Origin of the sequence: Nocardioides sp. cx-169, from assembly GCF_021083605.1 — a bacterium.
Taxonomy (GTDB): domain Bacteria; phylum Actinomycetota; class Actinomycetes; order Propionibacteriales; family Nocardioidaceae; genus Nocardioides.
In genome coordinates this window covers 101,418-118,234 of sequence record NZ_JAJNRO010000013.1, presented here as the reverse complement: position 1 = coordinate 118,234, position 16,817 = coordinate 101,418, and the positions used below count along the sequence as shown (strand labels likewise).

The following is a 16,817-nucleotide window of genomic DNA, read 5'->3' as shown; positions in this document are numbered from 1 at the left end:
CCGCCCCTTTCGGTGGTCGAGGTGCGAGGAGCGCCAGCGAGGTGCCGCCCCTTTCGGTGGTCGAGGTGTGAGGAGCGTCAGCGACGAGCCTCGAGACCCGGTGAGCCGGGAAGCGACCAGGGGTACGCCGGTCAGGTCGCCAGTCACGTCACCGGGTCTCGAGGCTCAGGCGTTGCACGCCTTCGCACCTCGACCACCGAAAGGCCTCGACCACCGGGGAGCCGAATTCTCGAATACCCTGTGGACAAAGGGGATTCTCGACCCTGCCACTGTCGGTGGCGGGTGCTTGAGTAGACCCATGAGCAGCCCCGCCACCCCTACCGCGAGCCACCTCGTGGCCGCCGGAGTGGCACGCCTGCGCACCCAGGTCGCCGACCTCAACCAGACCCCGGTGTGGTCGATGACCCCCACCGAGACCGCCCAGGCGCTGGGCGACGCGACCCGGCTGCGCGCGCAGGCCGACGAGCTGACGCTGCGCCTGGCCGCACACGCCGACGCCACCCAGGTCGGCCTCGACACCGGCGCCACCACGACCGCGGTCCACTGGGCCAACACCACCCGCCAGACCCAACGCGAGACCGCGAGCAAGATGAAGCTCGCCAAGGCGTTGGAGCACCATGAGACCGTCGCCGAGGCGCTGGCGAAGGGCGTGATCCTCACCGACCAGGCCCAGGTGATCGTGGAGGCTGTCGACGCGCTGCCCGAGGGCCTGCAGCCTCAGGTGCGCCTCGAGGCCCGCGACCACCTGCTGGCCCAGGCCGCGCACCACGACGCCAAAGCCTTGCGGGTCCTGGGCAGACGGATCCTCGACGTCGTCGCCCCCGAGGTCGGTGAGGCCCAGGAGGCCAAGCAGCTCAAGGCCGAGGAGCGCAGAGCCGAGCAGCGGGCCCGGCTCACGCTGCACGACGACGGCCACGGCACCACCTACGGACGGTTCCAGATCCCCACCCACGTGGCCGACCGGTCCGCAAACAGCTCGGCGCACTGGCCAACCCCCAGGCCGGCGGCCAGGGCAATACCCCGCACGGAAGGGGGTTGGCGTTCATCGCCTACCTCGAGCGCTACCCCACCGACCGGCTCCCACAGTCCGGCGGCCTCGACGCCACCGTGGTGGTGACGATGACCCTGGACACCTTGATGGGTGGGTTGAAGGCCGCGCAGCTCGACACCGGGACCCGGATCAGCCCCGCCCTGGCCCGCACGCTGGCCTGCCAGGCCGGGGTCATCCCGGTGGTCCTCGGCACCAGGTCCCAGGTCCTCGACCTCGGACGGCGACGACGCTTCCACACCAAGGCCCAACGCATCGCGCTCGCGGTCCAGCACGGAGGCTGCTACACCGAAGGCTGCGAACGCCCCTCCGCCTGGTGCGAGGCCCACCACCTGACCCCCTGGTCCCAAGGCGGCGACACCTCCGTCAACGACGGCGCCCTGCTCTGCCGACGCCACCACACCCTCGCCCACCACCCCCACTACGACATGACCCACCTCCCCGGCGGGAAGGTCGCCTTCACCAAGCGCGAGTGAGCCACGGCAAGCGCTGATGTGACGGCTCACGCAGTACAACTGAGGCATGCCGCAACGCATCGCCGTCCTCTCCGACGTCCACGGGGTGCTGCCCGCCCTGGAGGCCGTCCTCGCCGAGCCCGAGGTCGCGGAAGCCGACCTCGTGGTCGTGACCGGGGACCTCGCCGCGGGACCGCAGCCAGCGCAGGTGCTGGACCGCCTGGCCGCGCTCGGCGATCGCGGCCTGCTCGTGCGCGGCAACGCCGACCGGGACCTGGTCACCATCGCCGGTGGCGGCGAGCCGCCCGAGGGGACCCCGCCCGTCGACCTCTGGGCTGCAGCGCAGCTCAGCGACTCGCACGTGGCGACGCTCGCCGCGCTCCCCCACCCCATCGTGCTCACGCTGGACGGCGGTGGCGACGTGCTGTTCTGCCACGGCACTCCACGCGACGACAACGAGGTCGTCCTCGTCGACACCCGGCTGTCGCGCTGGCACGAGGTCCTCGCCGACGTAGCCGACTCGGTGCGAACGGTCGTGTGCGGCCACACGCACGTGCCGTTCGCCCGGCTCGTCGACCGGCGCTGGGTCGTCAACAGCGGGAGTGTCGGCATGCCCTACGGCAGCACGGGGCTGCCCTGGGCGCTGCTCAGCGCCGCCGGCGTCCAGCTGCGCACCACTCCGGTCGACGCCGGCGCCCTCGCTGACGAGGTGATCGCGGCGTCGGCGTTCCCTGAGGTGGCGGAGTGGGCCGAGACCTACGTTCGCCGGCCTCTCAGTGACACCGTCGCCGTCACGGCGTTCGCGCCGCGTGATGGGCGCGACGCCGGTTGGGACGACTAGGCCCCCAACGCACAACGAGCCCCGACCGCAGCGCGGTCGGGGCTCGTCATGATGAGGTCAGGAGACGCGAACGTTCTCAGCCTGGGGACCCTTGGGGCCCTGGGCGAGGTCGAACTCGACCTTCTGGTTCTCGTCAAGCGACTTGTAGCCGCTGGACTGGATCGCGGAGAAGTGGACGAACACGTCCTCGCCGCCGCCATCCTGCGCGATGAAGCCGAAACCCTTTTCGGCGTTGAACCACTTGACGGTTCCCTGAGCCATGATGTTTTCCCTTGTTACGTGCCGAGGACCTTGTGCCCTCGTGCCGCTGAAGACATCCACCTGTACTGATGTCCAGCGAACCGAAAACCAGGAGTACGAGATACAAGCCGCGACATGGTGTGCGGCCAGGACGACTAGTTCAGCCGTCCCTTCAACAAGCACCACGATAGTGCATCCGCGCCGCAATGGGGATTCGCGGCGCTCCTTCGGCGCGGGAGGGGGCGAATCAGGCGCAGATCCTCGTCCTGCGACGGGCTCAGTCCTCGGGAAGTGCTGCGAAGGCCGCCTTGGTGTCGCGGTACCAGCCGAGCGACTTCTTCGGGTGCCGCCAGCGGCCCTTCATGGCGTCGCGCGCCTCCTGGTGGCTGGCGTCGCCGGCCTTCTCGGCCGCCTTGAGGTGCTGGTCCTGGGCGTTGATGACGTCGTCGGCGGTCTCGCCGTGGTGGGCCAGGTCGCAGGGGCCGCCGAGGTCGCGGCAGGTCATGGTCTTCATGTCGTTCTCCTTCGATGGGTGGGGGCGGCGTGTGACATCAGGTGCGCGGCTCGCCGCCGTCACGCCGTATGACGGTCGCGAGCAGGTCGGGCGCGGCGCGGAAGGTGATGGCGCGGACCAGCCCGTCGGCGACGGTGAAGTCGAAGACGACCTTGGCCTCGCCGAGGTGGAACCACGCGGTGCCGGGCCGGTCCTCGACGAAGACCGGGAATGCGGCCTGGGCGCTGCCGTTGAAGAAGGTGGCGACCTCGTCGCGGCCCTCGATCCGGCTGGGCGTTCCGGCGAGCACCGCGGCCTCGTCGGCGCCGACAGTGGCGTCGGGGGCGAGCAGGCGCAGCAGCCGCTCGAAATCGCCGTTCTTGGCGGCGGCCATGAAGGCGTCGACCACCTCCCAGTCGGCGAGCCGGTCCTCGGGCCGGGGTTGGGAGACCTTGGCCCGGGCGCGGGAGGCGAGCTTGCGGGCGGCGACGGGGGTGGTGTCGAGGACCGCCGCGATCGTCGGGAACTCGAAGCCGAAGCTGTCGTGCAGCACGAAGGCGACCCGCTCGCGCGGCGACAGCCGGTCGAGCACGACGTGCAGGGCCAGGCCGACGCTGTCGGCGAGCGCCACGTCGTCGGCCGGGTCGGCGCTCGTCTCTGGAGGGTCCACCTCCGCGACGGGCACGGGAGTGCGAGAGCGCAGCCGGTCCAGGCACAGCCTGGTGGTCACGGTCGTGAGCCAGCCCGGCAGGTTCTCGATCTCGGCGTCGGTCCCGTGCAGCCGCAGCCACGCCTGCTGCACGATGTCCTCGGCCTCGGCGTGGTCGCCGAGCACCCGGCTCGCGATCGTGACGAGGCGCGGTCGCTCCGCCTCGAAGCTCTGCGTCTGGTCCACTGTGTCCACCTTCCATCTGTGCCGGTCACCTCCCTGACGCTCGAGCCGAGCCGGGTGTGACCGATTCCCTGACGCGGCCTCGGCGCTGCCCTACCCTCCCGCACATGACGAGCGAGGGGGCCGCCACGGCCCGGACCCTGCTGGACCGGATGGAGGCCGCCATCGCGGCCCGCGACACCGCGGCCCTGGACGCGCTGTGCGTCGAGGACACCGTGCTGTTCGGGACCTCGGCGGCCAACTTCGGCGGCGAGGAGTCCCGCGCCTATGTCCGGCTGGTCGCGGAGAGCAACGCGGTCCGCTGGCTCCTCGACCGGTGGGCGGTCGTCCACGAGGACGACGGTCACCTGCTGGCCACGGCGACCGGTGTGGTCGAGGGCGACGACGGCAACGAGATCGAGCGCTCCGACTTCCGGCTCAGCCTCTGGCTGGTGCGCCAGGGCGAGCAGTGGCGGATCGGACACTTCCACGGCTCGGTCCCCCAGGCCTGAGGGCACTCACGCCGGCGCCACCGCACCCGGTTTGCCCGCGTCGGCGTAGGAGCGCACGACGGACACGTTGAGCGGGAAGTCGATCGCGAGGTCGCGAAACAGCAGCGACGAGGCGGTCGCGGCCGCCTCGGCCGCCGCCGCCGTGACCGCGTCGGCGAGGGCCCGCGGGGTGTGGACGACGATCTCGTCGTGCAGGAAGAAGACGAGGTGCGGTCGGGAGGTGAGCTCGCCCGCGCCGCCCAGGCGCCAGAGCCGGTTGCGCAGGTCGGCGACCCAGCACAGCGCCCACTCGGCGCCGGTGCCCTGCACGACGAAGTTGCGGGTGAAGCGGCCGAAGGCCCGGCGCCGTCGGGCCTGGCCGTCGGGGTCGGGCGGCGGGTCGTCGGGGTCGCGCTCCCACGCGTCCCCGAGGCCCGGTGAGCCTCGACCGAGCAGGGTGCGGACCACCTGGCCCCGCTCACCGGCGCGGGCGGCCTCCTCGACCAGCCCGAAGGCCTCGGGGTAGCGACGGGTGAGTCCGGCGACCATGCGGCCGCTCTCGCCGCTGGTGGCGCCGTACATCGCCCCGAGCAGGCCGAGCTTGGCGTGCTGCCGGGTCGCGACCGCGCCGTCGTCGACCATGCCCTGGTAGAGGTCGGCCCCGCGGGCCGACCGGGCGAGCGCCCGGTCGCCGCTCATGCCCGCGAGCACGCGCGGCTCGAGCTGGGCGACGTCGGCGACCACGAGCACCCAGCCGTCGTCGGCGATCGCGGCAGGGCGCACCTGCAGCGGGATGGAGAGGGCGCCGCCGCCGTTGGACGACCAGCGCCCCGTGGCCGAGCCGGCCGGCTGGTACGACGGCCGGAACCTGCCCTCCCTCACCCACTGGTCGATCCAGCTCCATCCGTTGGCCGAGAACAGGTGGGCGAGCTGCTTGTAGCGCAGCAGGGGCGCGACGCCCGGGTGCTCGAGCGCGCGCAGGGACGAGGCCCGGGTGTCGTCGGCCTCCAGCCCAGCTCGGCGCAGCGCCGCGAGGAGCTCGGGGCGCGAGTCCGGGTTGAGGCCAGGCGCGTCGAACGCCGCACGCACCTCCCCGGCCAGCGCCTCGAGCAGCTGCGGGCGGGCGCCGCGAGGCGGGCGCGGCCCCAGCAGATCGGTGAGCAGCCGCTCGTGCACGTCGGTGCGCCACGGCACCCCGGCGTACGTCATCTCCGCGGCGGCCAGCGCGCCCGAGGACTCGGCCGCCAGCAGCAGCCCGAGCCGGACGGACTCCGCGGAGGCCTCGACGGCGGCCCGCTGGCGGGCGTCCTCGAGGTCGGCACGCAGGTGCTCGGCGGTGTCGTCGACCGAGAACAGCGCCGGGTGCGAGGGCGCGCTGGGCCCCAGCCCGTCCCAGTGCTCCGACTCCTCCCCCTCCAGCAGGCGCCCGTCGACCGCGGGCGCCCGGCGCAGCAGGTGATGTCCGAGGCGCAGGTCGTGGCAGCGCCCGATGCGCACGCCCGCCGCGAGCATGGGCGGGTACCACCGCGCCGTGTCGTCCCAGACCCATCTCGGCGACTCCGCCTCGCGCTCGCGCACGTAGGCCGGCAGCTCGTTCAGCGCCAGGTCGAGCCCGCCGTCGGGGTCGACCACGCGCACGCGCTCCCCCGGCAGGCGCGACAGCGAGACCCGGGTCATGGCTCCACCCTGGCATCGGCCGGGGACGCCGGCACGGAGCGGGTGGTGCCCGCTACCAGGCGCGGTTGACGTAGACCCGGTCGGCGCCCGTGGCGGGCAGCGCGAAGCGCTGACCGCCGTACCGCACCCGGACCTTCTTCCAGCCGGGCACCAGCCCCCGGACGACCACGCGCACGCGACCGTCGACGAGCTTGCCGACCACCTTCTTCGCGCCGATCCGGACCGTGGCCCAGCCCCCGAGGTCGTCGACGCCCGGTGCGGTCACCCGGACGACCACGACGGCCTTGCCCACCGCTCCGGTCGGCCGGACGCCCACGGACGACGGGGCGAACACCCGGGTCGGCGTCTGGATCTCGTGAGCGGCGCTGCGGTAGCTCGCGCGGTCGAGCCGCACGACGGCCGACATCCGGGCCCCGACGTCCGCGTGCTGCAGGACGTACGTCGAGCCGACGGCGCCGGGGATCGTCACCCCGTCACGGCGCCAGGAGTAGCTGACGGTGGCGTCCGCAGGAGTGAAGGTGCCGGGCGTCACGGAGAGGGTCCGGCCGGCACGGGTCGCCCCGCTCACGCCGAACGGTCGAGTGAACTCCATGGTGCCCGCGAGGATCGCGGGCGTGGGCCGCGCCTGCACGCGCTTCTGGACGTAGCCCGGCGCCGTGGCGGTGACGACGGCGGTGACCGGCTGGTCGATCTGCGCCTGACCCAGCCGGAGCCGCCATCCGGTGGCTCCCGCGATGGGTGTCGGGCCGGCGTACCACTGGACGGTGGTCGCGCTCGGGTTGGGCGCCCACGAGCCGCGGGTCGCGGTGAGGACCTGGTCGACCTCCGGGACACCGTTGATCACCGGCGGCTGGGGGTTCTGCAGGTCGCCGGGCACCACCTTGGCCGCGATCACGTTCGATCCGACCGTGGTCGCCGGGTAGCCGGCCCTCGTGGCCGTGACCTTGACCGAGATCTTGCGGTCCAGCTGCCGGGCGGTCGGTACGAACCTCGTGGCCGTGGCGCCCGGGATCGCGACCCCATGGGCGTACCACTGGAAGTGGTAGCTGCCTGCGGGCTTCCACGTCCCCGCGGAAGCCGCGAGAGGGACCCCGACCTTCGGGGTGCCGGTGACCGACGGACGCGCGAGGTTGGTGAGCACCTTGTCGTTGAAGTGGATGAACCCCGAAGGCCAGCGGCCGTCCGCCTTCTTCACCCTTCGCCAGTGGAAGTCGCCTCCCCAGCTGTCCTCGCTGATGATGATCTCGGTGCTGGAGACCACCTGCTCGACGTAGGCCACGTGGCCGCTCGAGCCGGTGCCGGGTGCGTTGGCGCGCCACCAGGCCACCGAGCCGACGACGGGCGTGGTGTCGGTGATCTTGGACATCTGCAGGCCCCACTCGCTGGCGTTGCCGCCGCCGGACCAAGGGCGCGTGTTGGGCAGGCCGCTCTTCACCATCCGGTAGGCCGCATAGTTGGTGCAGTTGTGCCCGCTGTACATCCGCCAGAACATCTGGCCGGCGACCGCGCGGTAGCCGGCGTGCGGGTAGCCGGCCTCGGCGCACGCCGCGTAGCCGGTGCAGAGGTAGGCGCTCGCCCGCTGCTCGACGGCCCCGTAGCGGGTCAACGACGGGGCGGGCAGCTGGTCCTTGTCGCCGTCGTTGTCGGCGGTCGCCGGAGCCGCGCCGAGGGGCGCCAGCAACGCCAGCAGGGCCCCCAGCGCCCAGGCACGGCGCAGCCGACGGGTCCGAGTCACGCAGCGGAGATTACGCACGTGTCAAGCACCTTGTCAGCGTGTCGGCGAGAATTTCACATCTGTAACTCGCATCCCACCGCTCACGCCAGCCCCAACTGTCCCACTCTGTGGACGAGCCGGACCCGCGTCGCGCACCAGGGCCCAGCACCCCTGTGCGCCACCCCGGTGACATGATGAACGACATGCCTGGAACCAACCTCACTCGGGACGAGGCCGCGACCCGCGCCTCCCTCCTGGCCGTCGAGTCCTACACCGTCGACCTCGACCTCACCGTGTCCGACAAGGTCTTCGAGAGCACCACCGTCCTGCGGTTCAGCTGCTCCGAGCCCGGCGCCTCCACCTTCGCCGACCTCGTCGACGCGACCGTCCACGAGGTGACCCTCAACGGACGGACCCTGGACCCCGCCGAGGTCTACCACGACTCGCGCCTGGCGCTCGAGGGCCTCGAAGCCGACAACGAGCTGCGGGTCCTCTGCGAGCTCCCCTACAGCCACACCGGCGAGGGCCTGCACCGCTTCGTCGACCCCGTCGACGACCGGGTCTACCTCTACTCCCAGTTCGAGGTGCCGGACGCCCGCCGGGTCTACACCACCTTCGAGCAGCCCGACCTCAAGTCGACGTTCACGTTCAACGTCACCGCCCCCGACCACTGGAAGGTCGTCTCCAACTCCCCCTCCCCCACACCCGAGCCGCTGGCGGGAGCCGAGGGCAAGGCCGTATGGCGCTTCGCGCCGACCAAGCCGATGTCGACCTACATCACGGCCCTCGTCGCCGGCGAGTACCACGAGGTCCAGCACACCTACGCAGGCAAGCACGGCGACATCCCGCTGGGCCACTACTGCCGCCAGTCGCTGGTGGAGTTCCTCGACGTCGACGAGCTGGTCGACATCACCGAGCGCGGCTTCGCGTTCTTCGAGGAGGCCTTCGACTTCCCCTACCCGTTCGGCAAGTACGACCAGCTCTACGTGCCGGAGTACAACATGGGCGCGATGGAGAACGCCGGCTGCGTGACCCTGCGCGACGAGTACCTGCCGCGCAGCCGCCAGCCGCGGTCGTTCTACGAGTTCCGCTGCAGCGTGATCCTGCACGAGATGGCGCACATGTGGTTCGGCGACCTGGTGACCATGAAGTGGTGGGACGACCTGTGGCTCAACGAGTCCTTTGCCGAGTGGGCCTGCTACCACGCCGAGGTCGAGGCCACCGAGTACACCGACGCCTGGACCGGGTTCGCCAACGCCCGCAAGCAGACCGGCTACCGCCAGGACCAGCTGCCCAGCACCCACCCGATCGCCGCGGACAACCACGACCTGCAGGCGGTCGAGGTCAACTTCGACATGATCACCTACGCCAAGGGCGCCTCGGTGCTCAAGCAGCTGGTCGCGTGGGTCGGGCTGGAGGACTTCCAGGCCGGGCTGCGCCAGTACTTCAAGGACTTCGCCTACGGCAACTCCGAGTTCAAGGACCTGCTGGCGGCCCTCGAGCGGGCGTCCGGGCGCGAGTTGGGCGGGTGGGCCCAGGAGTGGCTCCAGACCGCGGGCGTCAACACGCTGACGCCGGAGTTCGAGGTCGACGACGAGGGTCGCTACCGCGCCCTGGCCGTCCGCCAGACCGCGCACCCGGACTGGCCGACCCTGCGCCGTCACCGCATCGGCATCGGCCTCTACGACGAGGTCGAGGGGCGCCTGGTGAGGCGCGAGTACCTCGAGACCGACGTCGAGGGCGAGCTCACCGAGGTCCCCGAGCTCGTCGGTCAGGCGCAGCCCGACCTGCTCCTGCTCAACGACAGCGACCTCACTTACGCCAAGATCCGCCTGGACGAGCGCTCCCTCGCCACGGTGGTCGACGGGCTGTCCAAGCTCGACGACTCCCTCGCGCGCGCCCTGGCCTGGGGCGCGGCCTGGGACATGACCCGCGACGCCGAGATGCGCGCGTCCGACTTCGTCGCGCTCGTGCTGCGCAACATCGGCGCCGAGACCGACTCGTGGGGGGTCAGCCGGATCCCGACGTACGCCGCCCAGGCGGTCAACCACTTCTCGGCCAAGGAGCACCGCCCGCAGCTGCGCGCGGAGTGGGAGCGCGGTCTGCGCGAGCTGCTCGGTGCGGCCGCGCCCGGCAGCGACCACCAGCTCACCTTCGCCCGCTCCTACGCCGCCATCGCCCACAGCGACGCGGCGATCGCCGACCTGGAGGCCCTGCTCGACGGGTCGCTGACCTTCGAGGGCCTGGCGGTCGACCAGGACCTGCGCTGGGTGCTGCTGACCTCGCTCGCGGCGGCCGGCGCCGCCGGCGACGAGCGCATCGACGAGGAGCTGTCGCGCGACGGCACCATCGCCGGCCAGGAGCACGCGGCCGCGGCGCGCGCCGCGCGCCCGGACCCCGACGCGAAGGCGGCGGCGTGGGAGGCGGCCATCACCAAGACCGACACTCCCAACGAGACCCAGCGCTCGATCATCCTGTCGTTCCAGCGCACCGGCCAGGACGAGGTGCTGGCGCCGTACGTCGACGCCTACCTCGCGGCCGCCGACGACATCTGGGAGCGGCTCGGCACGCAGCGGGCCTCCACCGCGCTGGAGTTCATCTTCCCGCGCCAGCTCGCCAGCCCGGAGCTGCTGCAGCAGGTCGACGCCTGGCTGGAGTCCTCCCCGGCCAACCCCGCCGCCAAGCGCTACGTGCGCGAGGGCCGCGCCGACGTGGCCCGCGCGCTGGCGGCCCAGGAGAGGGACGCGCAGGCCTGAGCGTCAGTAGGGCGTGCAGAAGCCGAAGGTGGTGGGCGAGCTCGCCGAGACGGTGGCGTTGTGGCTCGCCCCCACCAGGACCCACACCCCCGTGGGTGCGTGGAACGACTGGGACTGGGCGTTCCAGAAGTTCGTGGGCTGGGCGGTGAGCCAGCGGTTCGTGGCCGTCAGCCCGGGCGTGCTGTGGTCGATCTTCGCTCGCCAGGGCACGGGTGTCGGCGAGGTGGTCGTGACGGTCACGGTGGCGCAGTAGCTGCTGGTGTTCCACGCGTTGTCCACGACGGCGCTCACCGTGGCGTCGACCAGCGCGCTGCCGCCGGTCTGGAGCGGGGCGCAGTAGGTCCAGGTCACCGGGGAGCCGGCCTTGATGTAGGCGTTGTGCGTGACCCCCTTGGCCACCCACGTCCCGGTGGGCGCCGCGAAGTCGTGCGACGCGACGTTGGTCAGCGTCGTCGGGACCGCGGTCAGCCAGTAGCCGGCAGCGCTCACGCCCGGGGTGGTGCGGCTGATCGTGCTCTTCCACGCGATCCAGTCGGAGGAGGCCGTCGAGACCGTGACGTTGGCGCAGAACTGCCCGTTACCGGTGCTCGTGACCGTCACCGCGGACGTCGCCTCGGTCAGGACCCCCTGGGAGGGTGGCGCGCAGAAGCTCCAGGTCTGGGGACTGCCGGCCTTGATGTAGGCGTTGTGGCTCACGCCCCGCAGGACCCAGGTCCCGGTGCCGGCGTCGAAGGAGACGGTGGTGGCGTTGCTCGGCGAGCCGGCCGCCGCGAGCCAGTACGGCGTGGCCGTCAGGCCGGGGGTGGCGTGGTCGATGGTCGCCTGCCACCGGACCCAGTCGGTCGCCGTGGTCGCCACCGTCACGCTGGCGCAGTAGGTCGTGCCGCTGAAGCTGGTCACCGTGGCCGTCGCGGTCGCGGTGGCCACGTCGGGCGCCGCCGTCGGCGCGCAGTAGCTCCACGTCGCGGGGCTGCCGGCCTTGACCACGGCGTTGTTGCCGGTGATCCCCTCGACCACCCACGTCCCGGTGCCCGCGTCGAACGACGCGGTCTGTGCGTTGCTGGGCGAGGGTGCGGCCGCGAGCCAGTAGGCCTGGGAGGTCAGGCCGGGGGTCGTGTGCGAGATCGTCGTCTGCCACCGGACCCAGTCCGTGGCCGTCGTCGTGACGGTGACCTGGACGCAGTACTGCTCCTGGCCGAAGCTGACCGCCACCGACGACGTGGTCTGCCCCGGCGTCGCCGAGCCGTTGTAGGGCGCGCACCAGCCGAACGTCCGGCTGCTGCCCGCCCGGACGAAGCCGTTGTCACCCTCCGGGCCGCGGACGAGCCAGGCTCCCGTGCTCGCGTTGAAGTCGACCGTGGTCGCCCCCCAGCTGCTCGTCGGAGGGGCGGCGAGCCAGTAGGCCTGAGCTGAGAGCCCGGGAGTCGCCCGGGTGATCGTCGCGCTCCACCGGACCCACTCCGCCGACGTGCTCGAGACGGTCGCGGTGACGCAGTACTGACTCGTCTGGGCGTCGACCACGAGCGAGACGGTCCCCGGCGTCAGGCCGGGGACCCCCCGCGCGGCGCAGTACTCGAACTCGGTCGACGCACCGGGCGACAGCACCGCGTTGCCCGGCTCCCCCCTCACCTTCCACGCCGTCGGCGTGAAGGAGACCGTGACGACGCCCGACGACGACGTGATCGAGGTGCCGCCCTGCGCCGCCACGTCGAGGGTGGTGCCCCAGGTCACCGACTCCGTGGACGTGTTGGCGACGGTGACCGTGGCGCAGTACTCCACCGGGTCGTCGGAGTCGATGACCTGGACGACCTGGACGGGGTTGCCCGACAGGGCCGCGGCCTGCGCCGTGGAGTAGAGGTCGTCGGCCAGCAGCCCGCCCAGGGTGGCAGCCGTCCCGACCGGGGCCACCACGAGCACGACGACGCCGGCGATGGCGACCGCACCGGTGCGGGAGGTGAGCACGCGCTGGCGCACCGGCCGGTTCGGCACCGCCCGGCGCCGGCCCGGCAGACCCCCGGACCCACCGGGCGGTCCGCGTCGTCGGCCTCCGCCGCGCCCGGAGGCCAGGACCGCGAACATCGTGAACATGCCGCAGGCCGCCGCCATCGACAGCGGCGAGGTCACCCACCTCAGCAGGAACGCGCCGTACGGCACCCGGGCGAGGACCGCGCCCTGCACGTTGCGGTCGGTGGGCCGCCACTCGTCGTCGCCGTCGTTGTTGTCCCCGCGGGTGACGTAGGCGTCGCCGTCGCGCTCCACGACGCGGTGCACGACGAAGACGCCGGCGCCCACCTCGCCGTCCGGGACCGCGTAGACGATCGGCTCCCCGACCTCGTAGTCGCCGGTGCGCCAGGTGACGACGGCGTCCCCGGTCTCGTAGGTCGGCAGCATCGAGTTGCCCGACACCACCGTCACCCCGAGCTTCGCCCCGAACGGGGCGGGCAGCGCGAAGTAGAGGAACCCGAGGGTGAGGAGCCAGGCGAGCACGCCGACCAGGCGGCGGGCCCGGCGCCACCAGCGCCGGCCCCGCCGCCGAACGATGAGGACCTCGGGGCTCATGTCGTGGCGTGCCTCTCAGCCCGCCCTCAGGGGCGGGCTGAGCAGGACATCGTCAGTTCTGGCTCAGGCGCCGCTGATCACGACGGCGATGTTCTCCACGGCCTCGGCGTCGACGCCGTCGACGGGTCCGGTCGTGCTGCTCGTGTCGATGGGCAGGGTCAGCTCGTCGTTCCACGTCGCCGGTGCCACCGGGCCAGCCGGGAGCGTGCCCGGCTTCTCCAGGAGCGATGTGGTGCTGGAGGCGCCTCCCGCGAGCGTGACCTTGTAGGACTGGCCCGCACAGCCTTGGTCGATCCCCGTGAGGGTGACCTCGTCGACCTCGTAGACGCCGGTCATCTCGACGTAGGTGGTCGAGTATTCGACGGCGATGCCGTCGGTGTCGCAGCTGGCGACGACGGAGGTGTCCGCGCCGAGGTCGTCGGAGGTGATGCCTCCGAGGGTCGCTGCCGACCCTACGACGGCGGCGAATGCGGTGGTGCCGGCTGCGAGTGCCAGCACGAGCTGCTTGCTCATGATCTTGTTTCCCCCTGTGATTCACGCTTGTCCCTAGTTGGACGTGGGAGGAAACATCCCCGCACGCGGCGCGCGCGGTCCGAGACGACGTCTCCCACAGTCGACGGCGGGCCCCATCCCACGTCGACTGAGCAGAGTGGACCACGCGCCCAGGGCACGCGCCAGGGATGTAGCGGGATCGTGGAGGTCCTGTTGACGAACCGTTCCCAAATGGAAGGGCTACGCGCGGTGCAGGGTCTCCGGGGAGCGCGCGTGGTCGGCCAGCAGGTGGATGCCCCGGCGCAGACCGCCGACCAGGTCGCCGGCCGCGAAGTCGGTCTGCATCGCCAGCACGGCGAGCTCGACCTCGGCGTCGGTGAGGGTGCGTCGGACATAGCCGCCGGTCACGACCTCGAGCGCGTGCGCCTCCGGGTCCACCATGATCAGGATGCTGCGAGCGGGCGCGACCAACGAGTTGTGCAAGCTGGTCGCGAAGCGGCGCGGCTCGGGGCCAGCCGACCCGACGAACACCGAGATCTCCGCACGGCAGAGCTGCTCGGCCTTGCGGATGGCCTCGTCGAGAGCGGCGCGGTCGGCGCTGCTGAAGAGGTCACCAGCGGCCACTTGCGCCACCAGCCTCCGAGGTCTCGCCGTCCGGCGCCGCGAGCTCGCCGGCGCTGCGCCGCGGCCCGCCGAGCCACTGGTTCTCGACCACCGGCCGGCCCGGCGTGAGCCGCTCTCCGCGGACCATCGCCGGGAGCAGGACGGCGAGCGTGACGACGAGGAACAGCAGCACCGGGAGCCCGACGAAGACCAGCAGCGCGTGCGTCGCACTGGCCGGCTCGCTGTCGGGCCAGCCCTCGGACGGCTCGGCCATGGCAGGGGCGGCGAGCACGACGGACAGCCCGAGCGAGGTGAGGCCGGTCACGAGGACCACGACGCTGCGGCGGAGGACGAGCGGGAGCTGGGAGATCACGCGCCACAGCCTATCGGCTCGGTTCGATCGGCCCGCGCCGAGATGCTATGCATGGGCGCATGTTGGCTCTCGAGACCACGGATCCCTGCGCGGCCGGTGAGCAGGTCTGCGACGCCGCCTTCGAGTGGACGGGCAGCTCGACCGCCGCCGACGTCGCCGATGTCCTGATCGGCAAGCCCCTCGCGCTCACCGGCCTGCTGCTCCTGGGCCTGGTGCTGAGGTGGGCGCTGCACCGCGTCGTCGACCGCGTCGTACGGCGCGCGGAGGCGGGCGTACTGCCCGACAAGGTGGGCCGCTTCTCCATGGTCCGCAAGGGCGCCAGCCACGCGGCCTCCTCGGACGTCGTGACCGCGACCCGCCGGGTGCAGCGGGCCAAGACCATCGGCAGCCTGCTGAAGAGCATCATCACCGGGGTCCTGGTGGCGATGTTCGGCACCATGATGCTCAGCGAGCTCGGCGTCAACATCGCCCCGATCATCGCCAGCGCCGGCATCATCGGCCTCGCCCTCGGCTTCGGCGCCCAGTCGCTGGTGAAGGACTTCCTGTCGGGGGTCTTCATGATCCTGGAGGACCAGTACGGCGTCGGCGACGTCGTCGACGTCGGCGAGGCCAGCGGCACCGTCGAGGCGGTCAGCCTGCGGATCACGCGGCTGCGCGACGTCAACGGCACCGTCTGGTACGTGCCCAACGGCGAGATCATGCGCGTGGGCAACATGAGCCAGAACTGGGCGCGCTCGGTGTTGGACATCAACGTCGCCTACGACGAGGACCTCGCGCGCGTGCGCCGGGTGCTGCAGGAGGTCGCCCACGACCTGTGGGAGGACGACGACTACAAGTCCGTGGTGATCGAGGAGCCCGAGGTCTGGGGCGTCGAGCAGCTCGGCATCGACGGCGTGACGGTGCGGGTGACGCTCAAGACCGCTCCCCTGGAGCAGTGGGCGGTGGCCCGCGAGATGCGGCAGCGGATCAAGGCCCGCTTCGACCACGAGGGGATCGAGATGCCGTTCCCCCAGCGCGTCGTCTGGAACCGCACCGAGCCGGCCGCCCCCGCCGCCGAGGCCGGGGACGACCAGCCCTAGCGGCCTCAGGCCAGCGCGGCGTCGAGCGTGATGGTGGTGCCGGCCAGCGCCTGGCTGACGGGGCAGCCGGTCTTGGCGGCCTCCGCGGCAGCGACGAAGTCGTCGTTGCTCATGCCCTCGACGACGCCACGGACGGTGATCTTGATGCCGGTGATGCCGGTGCCCGGGGTGAGCTCCACGTCGGCGGTGGTGTCGAGCGAGGTCGGCGGGGTGCCGGCCTTGGCCAGGCCGTTGGACAGCGCCATCGAGAAGCAGGACGAGTGGGCGGCGGCGATGAGCTCCTCCGGGCTGGTCTTGCCCTGGGGCTCCTCGGCGCGCGCGGGCCACGAGACGTCGTATGTGCCGAGCCCGGAGGACTCGAGCATCACCTTGCCGGCGCCCTCGAAGAGGCTGCCTTCCCAGTGCGTCGTTGCGGTGCGGGTGGTTGCCATGTGCGGATCACTCCCAGTTGTTCGGATGGGCCATTGGTCGGGCGGGCCCTGCTCAGGCTGGGCCGTCCCGAGTCTGGCACGCCCCACGGCGATGCCGGGTGCGTGCCCACCGGAGAGCGACAAGCACAATGGGGCGCGTGACCACGTTCTACGACGAGATCGGCGGCTTCGAGACGCTGCGACGCATCGTCGCCACGTTCTACGAGGGCGTGGCCGGCGACGAGGTGCTGCGCCCGCTCTACCCCGAGGAGGACCTCGGCCCCGCGGAGGAGCGCTTCCTGCTCTTCCTCGTGCAGTACTGGGGCGGTCCGACCACCTACTCCGACCAGCGCGGACACCCCCGGCTGCGGATGCGGCACGCACCCTTCGTGGTCAACCCGGAGGCCAAGGACCGCTGGCTGCTGCACTTCCGCGAGGGGCTGGACGCGGTCGACCTCACCCCCGAGCAGGACGCCCGGTTCTGGGACTACGTCACCCACGCCGCTCAGTTCATGGTCAACACGCTCGACTGAGCAAGATCGGCGGAGCCGAGGTAACGCCACGGGCGGCCCGCGACAGGTACCAGGTGTCCGACCACCCGTCGGCCCGCGCACCGGGCCCGGACCGAGGAGCGAGATGACCACCGCGACACCGCGCCGCCCTCGTCGTCGCGGCTCTCCTCCGCCATGGTGGCGGATGCTCCTCGGGCCTCGTC

Annotated in this window: 17 protein-coding genes; 7 read left to right on the top strand and 10 right to left on the bottom strand. The window is 72.0% G+C overall.

Annotated features, from left to right (window positions below; all coding sequences use genetic code 11):
• Nucleotides 1-298 precede the first annotated feature (298 nt).
• Genes LRP67_RS21615 through LRP67_RS17340 form a run of 3 tightly spaced genes read left to right on the top strand, consistent with a single transcriptional unit; the run spans nucleotide 299 to nucleotide 2,344 of the window.
• Nucleotides 299-1,117, top strand: coding sequence for a DUF222 domain-containing protein (locus LRP67_RS21615; RefSeq protein WP_269211728.1), 819 nt, complete (start codon nucleotides 299-301; stop codon nucleotides 1,115-1,117).
• Nucleotides 1,036-1,524: an HNH endonuclease signature motif containing protein gene (locus LRP67_RS21610; protein ID WP_269211727.1), complete on the top strand. Its 489-nt coding sequence runs from the start codon at nucleotides 1,036-1,038 to the stop codon at nucleotides 1,522-1,524. Before LRP67_RS21615 ends, LRP67_RS21610 begins: the two co-directional genes overlap by 82 nt.
• 46 nt (nucleotides 1,525-1,570) lie before the next feature.
• Nucleotides 1,571-2,344 (top strand): metallophosphoesterase, encoded by a 774-nt coding sequence (locus LRP67_RS17340; RefSeq protein WP_231271417.1) that lies wholly within the window; start codon nucleotides 1,571-1,573, stop codon nucleotides 2,342-2,344.
• A gap of 57 nt (nucleotides 2,345-2,401) precedes the next feature.
• Here LRP67_RS17340 and LRP67_RS17335 read toward each other — a convergent pair whose 3' ends face one another.
• The 3 genes from LRP67_RS17335 to LRP67_RS17325 all read right to left on the bottom strand — a co-directional run bounded on the left by LRP67_RS17335 (nucleotide 2,402) and on the right by LRP67_RS17325 (nucleotide 3,972).
• A complete protein-coding gene (locus LRP67_RS17335) occupies nucleotides 2,402-2,605 on the bottom strand; it encodes a cold-shock protein (RefSeq protein WP_231242017.1) in 204 nt (67 codons plus the stop codon).
• A gap of 256 nt (nucleotides 2,606-2,861) precedes the next feature.
• Nucleotides 2,862-3,098 carry a DUF1059 domain-containing protein gene (locus LRP67_RS17330; protein ID WP_231271416.1) on the bottom strand — a complete coding sequence of 79 codons (237 nt, stop codon included), beginning with the start codon at nucleotides 3,096-3,098 and terminating at the stop codon, nucleotides 2,862-2,864.
• 37 nt (nucleotides 3,099-3,135) lie between these two features.
• Nucleotides 3,136-3,972 (bottom strand): sigma-70 family RNA polymerase sigma factor, encoded by an 837-nt coding sequence (locus LRP67_RS17325; RefSeq protein ID WP_231271415.1) that lies wholly within the window; start codon nucleotides 3,970-3,972, stop codon nucleotides 3,136-3,138.
• A gap of 104 nt (nucleotides 3,973-4,076) precedes the next feature.
• Here LRP67_RS17325 and LRP67_RS17320 point away from each other — a divergent pair, with 104 nt between their 5' ends.
• Complete coding sequence (locus LRP67_RS17320; RefSeq protein WP_231271414.1) at nucleotides 4,077-4,460, top strand: nuclear transport factor 2 family protein; 384 nt, start codon at nucleotides 4,077-4,079, stop codon at nucleotides 4,458-4,460.
• Between the two features lie 6 nt (nucleotides 4,461-4,466).
• Here the strand turns inward: LRP67_RS17320 and LRP67_RS17315 are convergent, their stop codons facing one another.
• Both LRP67_RS17315 and LRP67_RS17310 read right to left on the bottom strand, forming a co-directional pair.
• Nucleotides 4,467-6,116: a bifunctional 3'-5' exonuclease/DNA polymerase gene (locus tag LRP67_RS17315; protein ID WP_231271413.1), complete on the bottom strand. Its 1,650-nt coding sequence runs from the start codon at nucleotides 6,114-6,116 to the stop codon at nucleotides 4,467-4,469.
• 52 nt (nucleotides 6,117-6,168) lie between these two features.
• Complete coding sequence (locus LRP67_RS17310) at nucleotides 6,169-7,851, bottom strand: CHAP domain-containing protein (protein ID WP_231271412.1); 1,683 nt, start codon at nucleotides 7,849-7,851, stop codon at nucleotides 6,169-6,171.
• 182 nt (nucleotides 7,852-8,033) lie between these two features.
• Between LRP67_RS17310 and pepN the strand changes: the two genes are divergently transcribed.
• A complete protein-coding gene (pepN, locus tag LRP67_RS17305) occupies nucleotides 8,034-10,586 on the top strand; it encodes an aminopeptidase N (RefSeq protein ID WP_231271411.1) in 2,553 nt (850 codons plus the stop codon).
• Between the two features lie 3 nt (nucleotides 10,587-10,589).
• Here pepN and LRP67_RS17300 read toward each other — a convergent pair whose 3' ends face one another.
• From LRP67_RS17300 to LRP67_RS17285, 4 genes are all read right to left on the bottom strand, one after another.
• Entirely contained in the window at nucleotides 10,590-13,145 is a 2,556-nt protein-coding gene (locus LRP67_RS17300) for a signal peptidase I (RefSeq protein WP_231271410.1), read from the bottom strand.
• Between the two features lie 63 nt (nucleotides 13,146-13,208).
• Complete coding sequence (locus LRP67_RS17295; RefSeq protein ID WP_231271409.1) at nucleotides 13,209-13,658, bottom strand: hypothetical protein; 450 nt, start codon at nucleotides 13,656-13,658, stop codon at nucleotides 13,209-13,211.
• A gap of 219 nt (nucleotides 13,659-13,877) precedes the next feature.
• Nucleotides 13,878-14,261: a DUF5130 family protein gene (locus tag LRP67_RS17290; RefSeq protein ID WP_231271408.1), complete on the bottom strand. Its 384-nt coding sequence runs from the start codon at nucleotides 14,259-14,261 to the stop codon at nucleotides 13,878-13,880.
• Nucleotides 14,248-14,613, bottom strand: coding sequence for a hypothetical protein (locus LRP67_RS17285; RefSeq protein ID WP_231271407.1), 366 nt, complete (start codon nucleotides 14,611-14,613; stop codon nucleotides 14,248-14,250). The genes LRP67_RS17290 and LRP67_RS17285 overlap by 14 nt, the downstream gene beginning before the upstream one ends.
• A gap of 59 nt (nucleotides 14,614-14,672) precedes the next feature.
• Between LRP67_RS17285 and LRP67_RS17280 the strand changes: the two genes are divergently transcribed.
• Nucleotides 14,673-15,692, top strand: coding sequence for a mechanosensitive ion channel family protein (locus LRP67_RS17280; protein WP_231271406.1), 1,020 nt, complete (start codon nucleotides 14,673-14,675; stop codon nucleotides 15,690-15,692).
• Between the two features lie 5 nt (nucleotides 15,693-15,697).
• Here LRP67_RS17280 and LRP67_RS17275 read toward each other — a convergent pair whose 3' ends face one another.
• On the bottom strand, nucleotides 15,698-16,123 hold the full coding sequence (locus LRP67_RS17275) for an OsmC family protein (protein WP_231271405.1): 426 nt from the start codon (nucleotides 16,121-16,123) through the stop codon (nucleotides 15,698-15,700).
• A gap of 128 nt (nucleotides 16,124-16,251) precedes the next feature.
• Here LRP67_RS17275 and LRP67_RS17270 point away from each other — a divergent pair, with 128 nt between their 5' ends.
• Complete coding sequence (locus tag LRP67_RS17270) at nucleotides 16,252-16,635, top strand: globin (protein WP_231271404.1); 384 nt, start codon at nucleotides 16,252-16,254, stop codon at nucleotides 16,633-16,635.
• The last annotated feature ends 182 nt before the right edge of the window (nucleotides 16,636-16,817 follow it).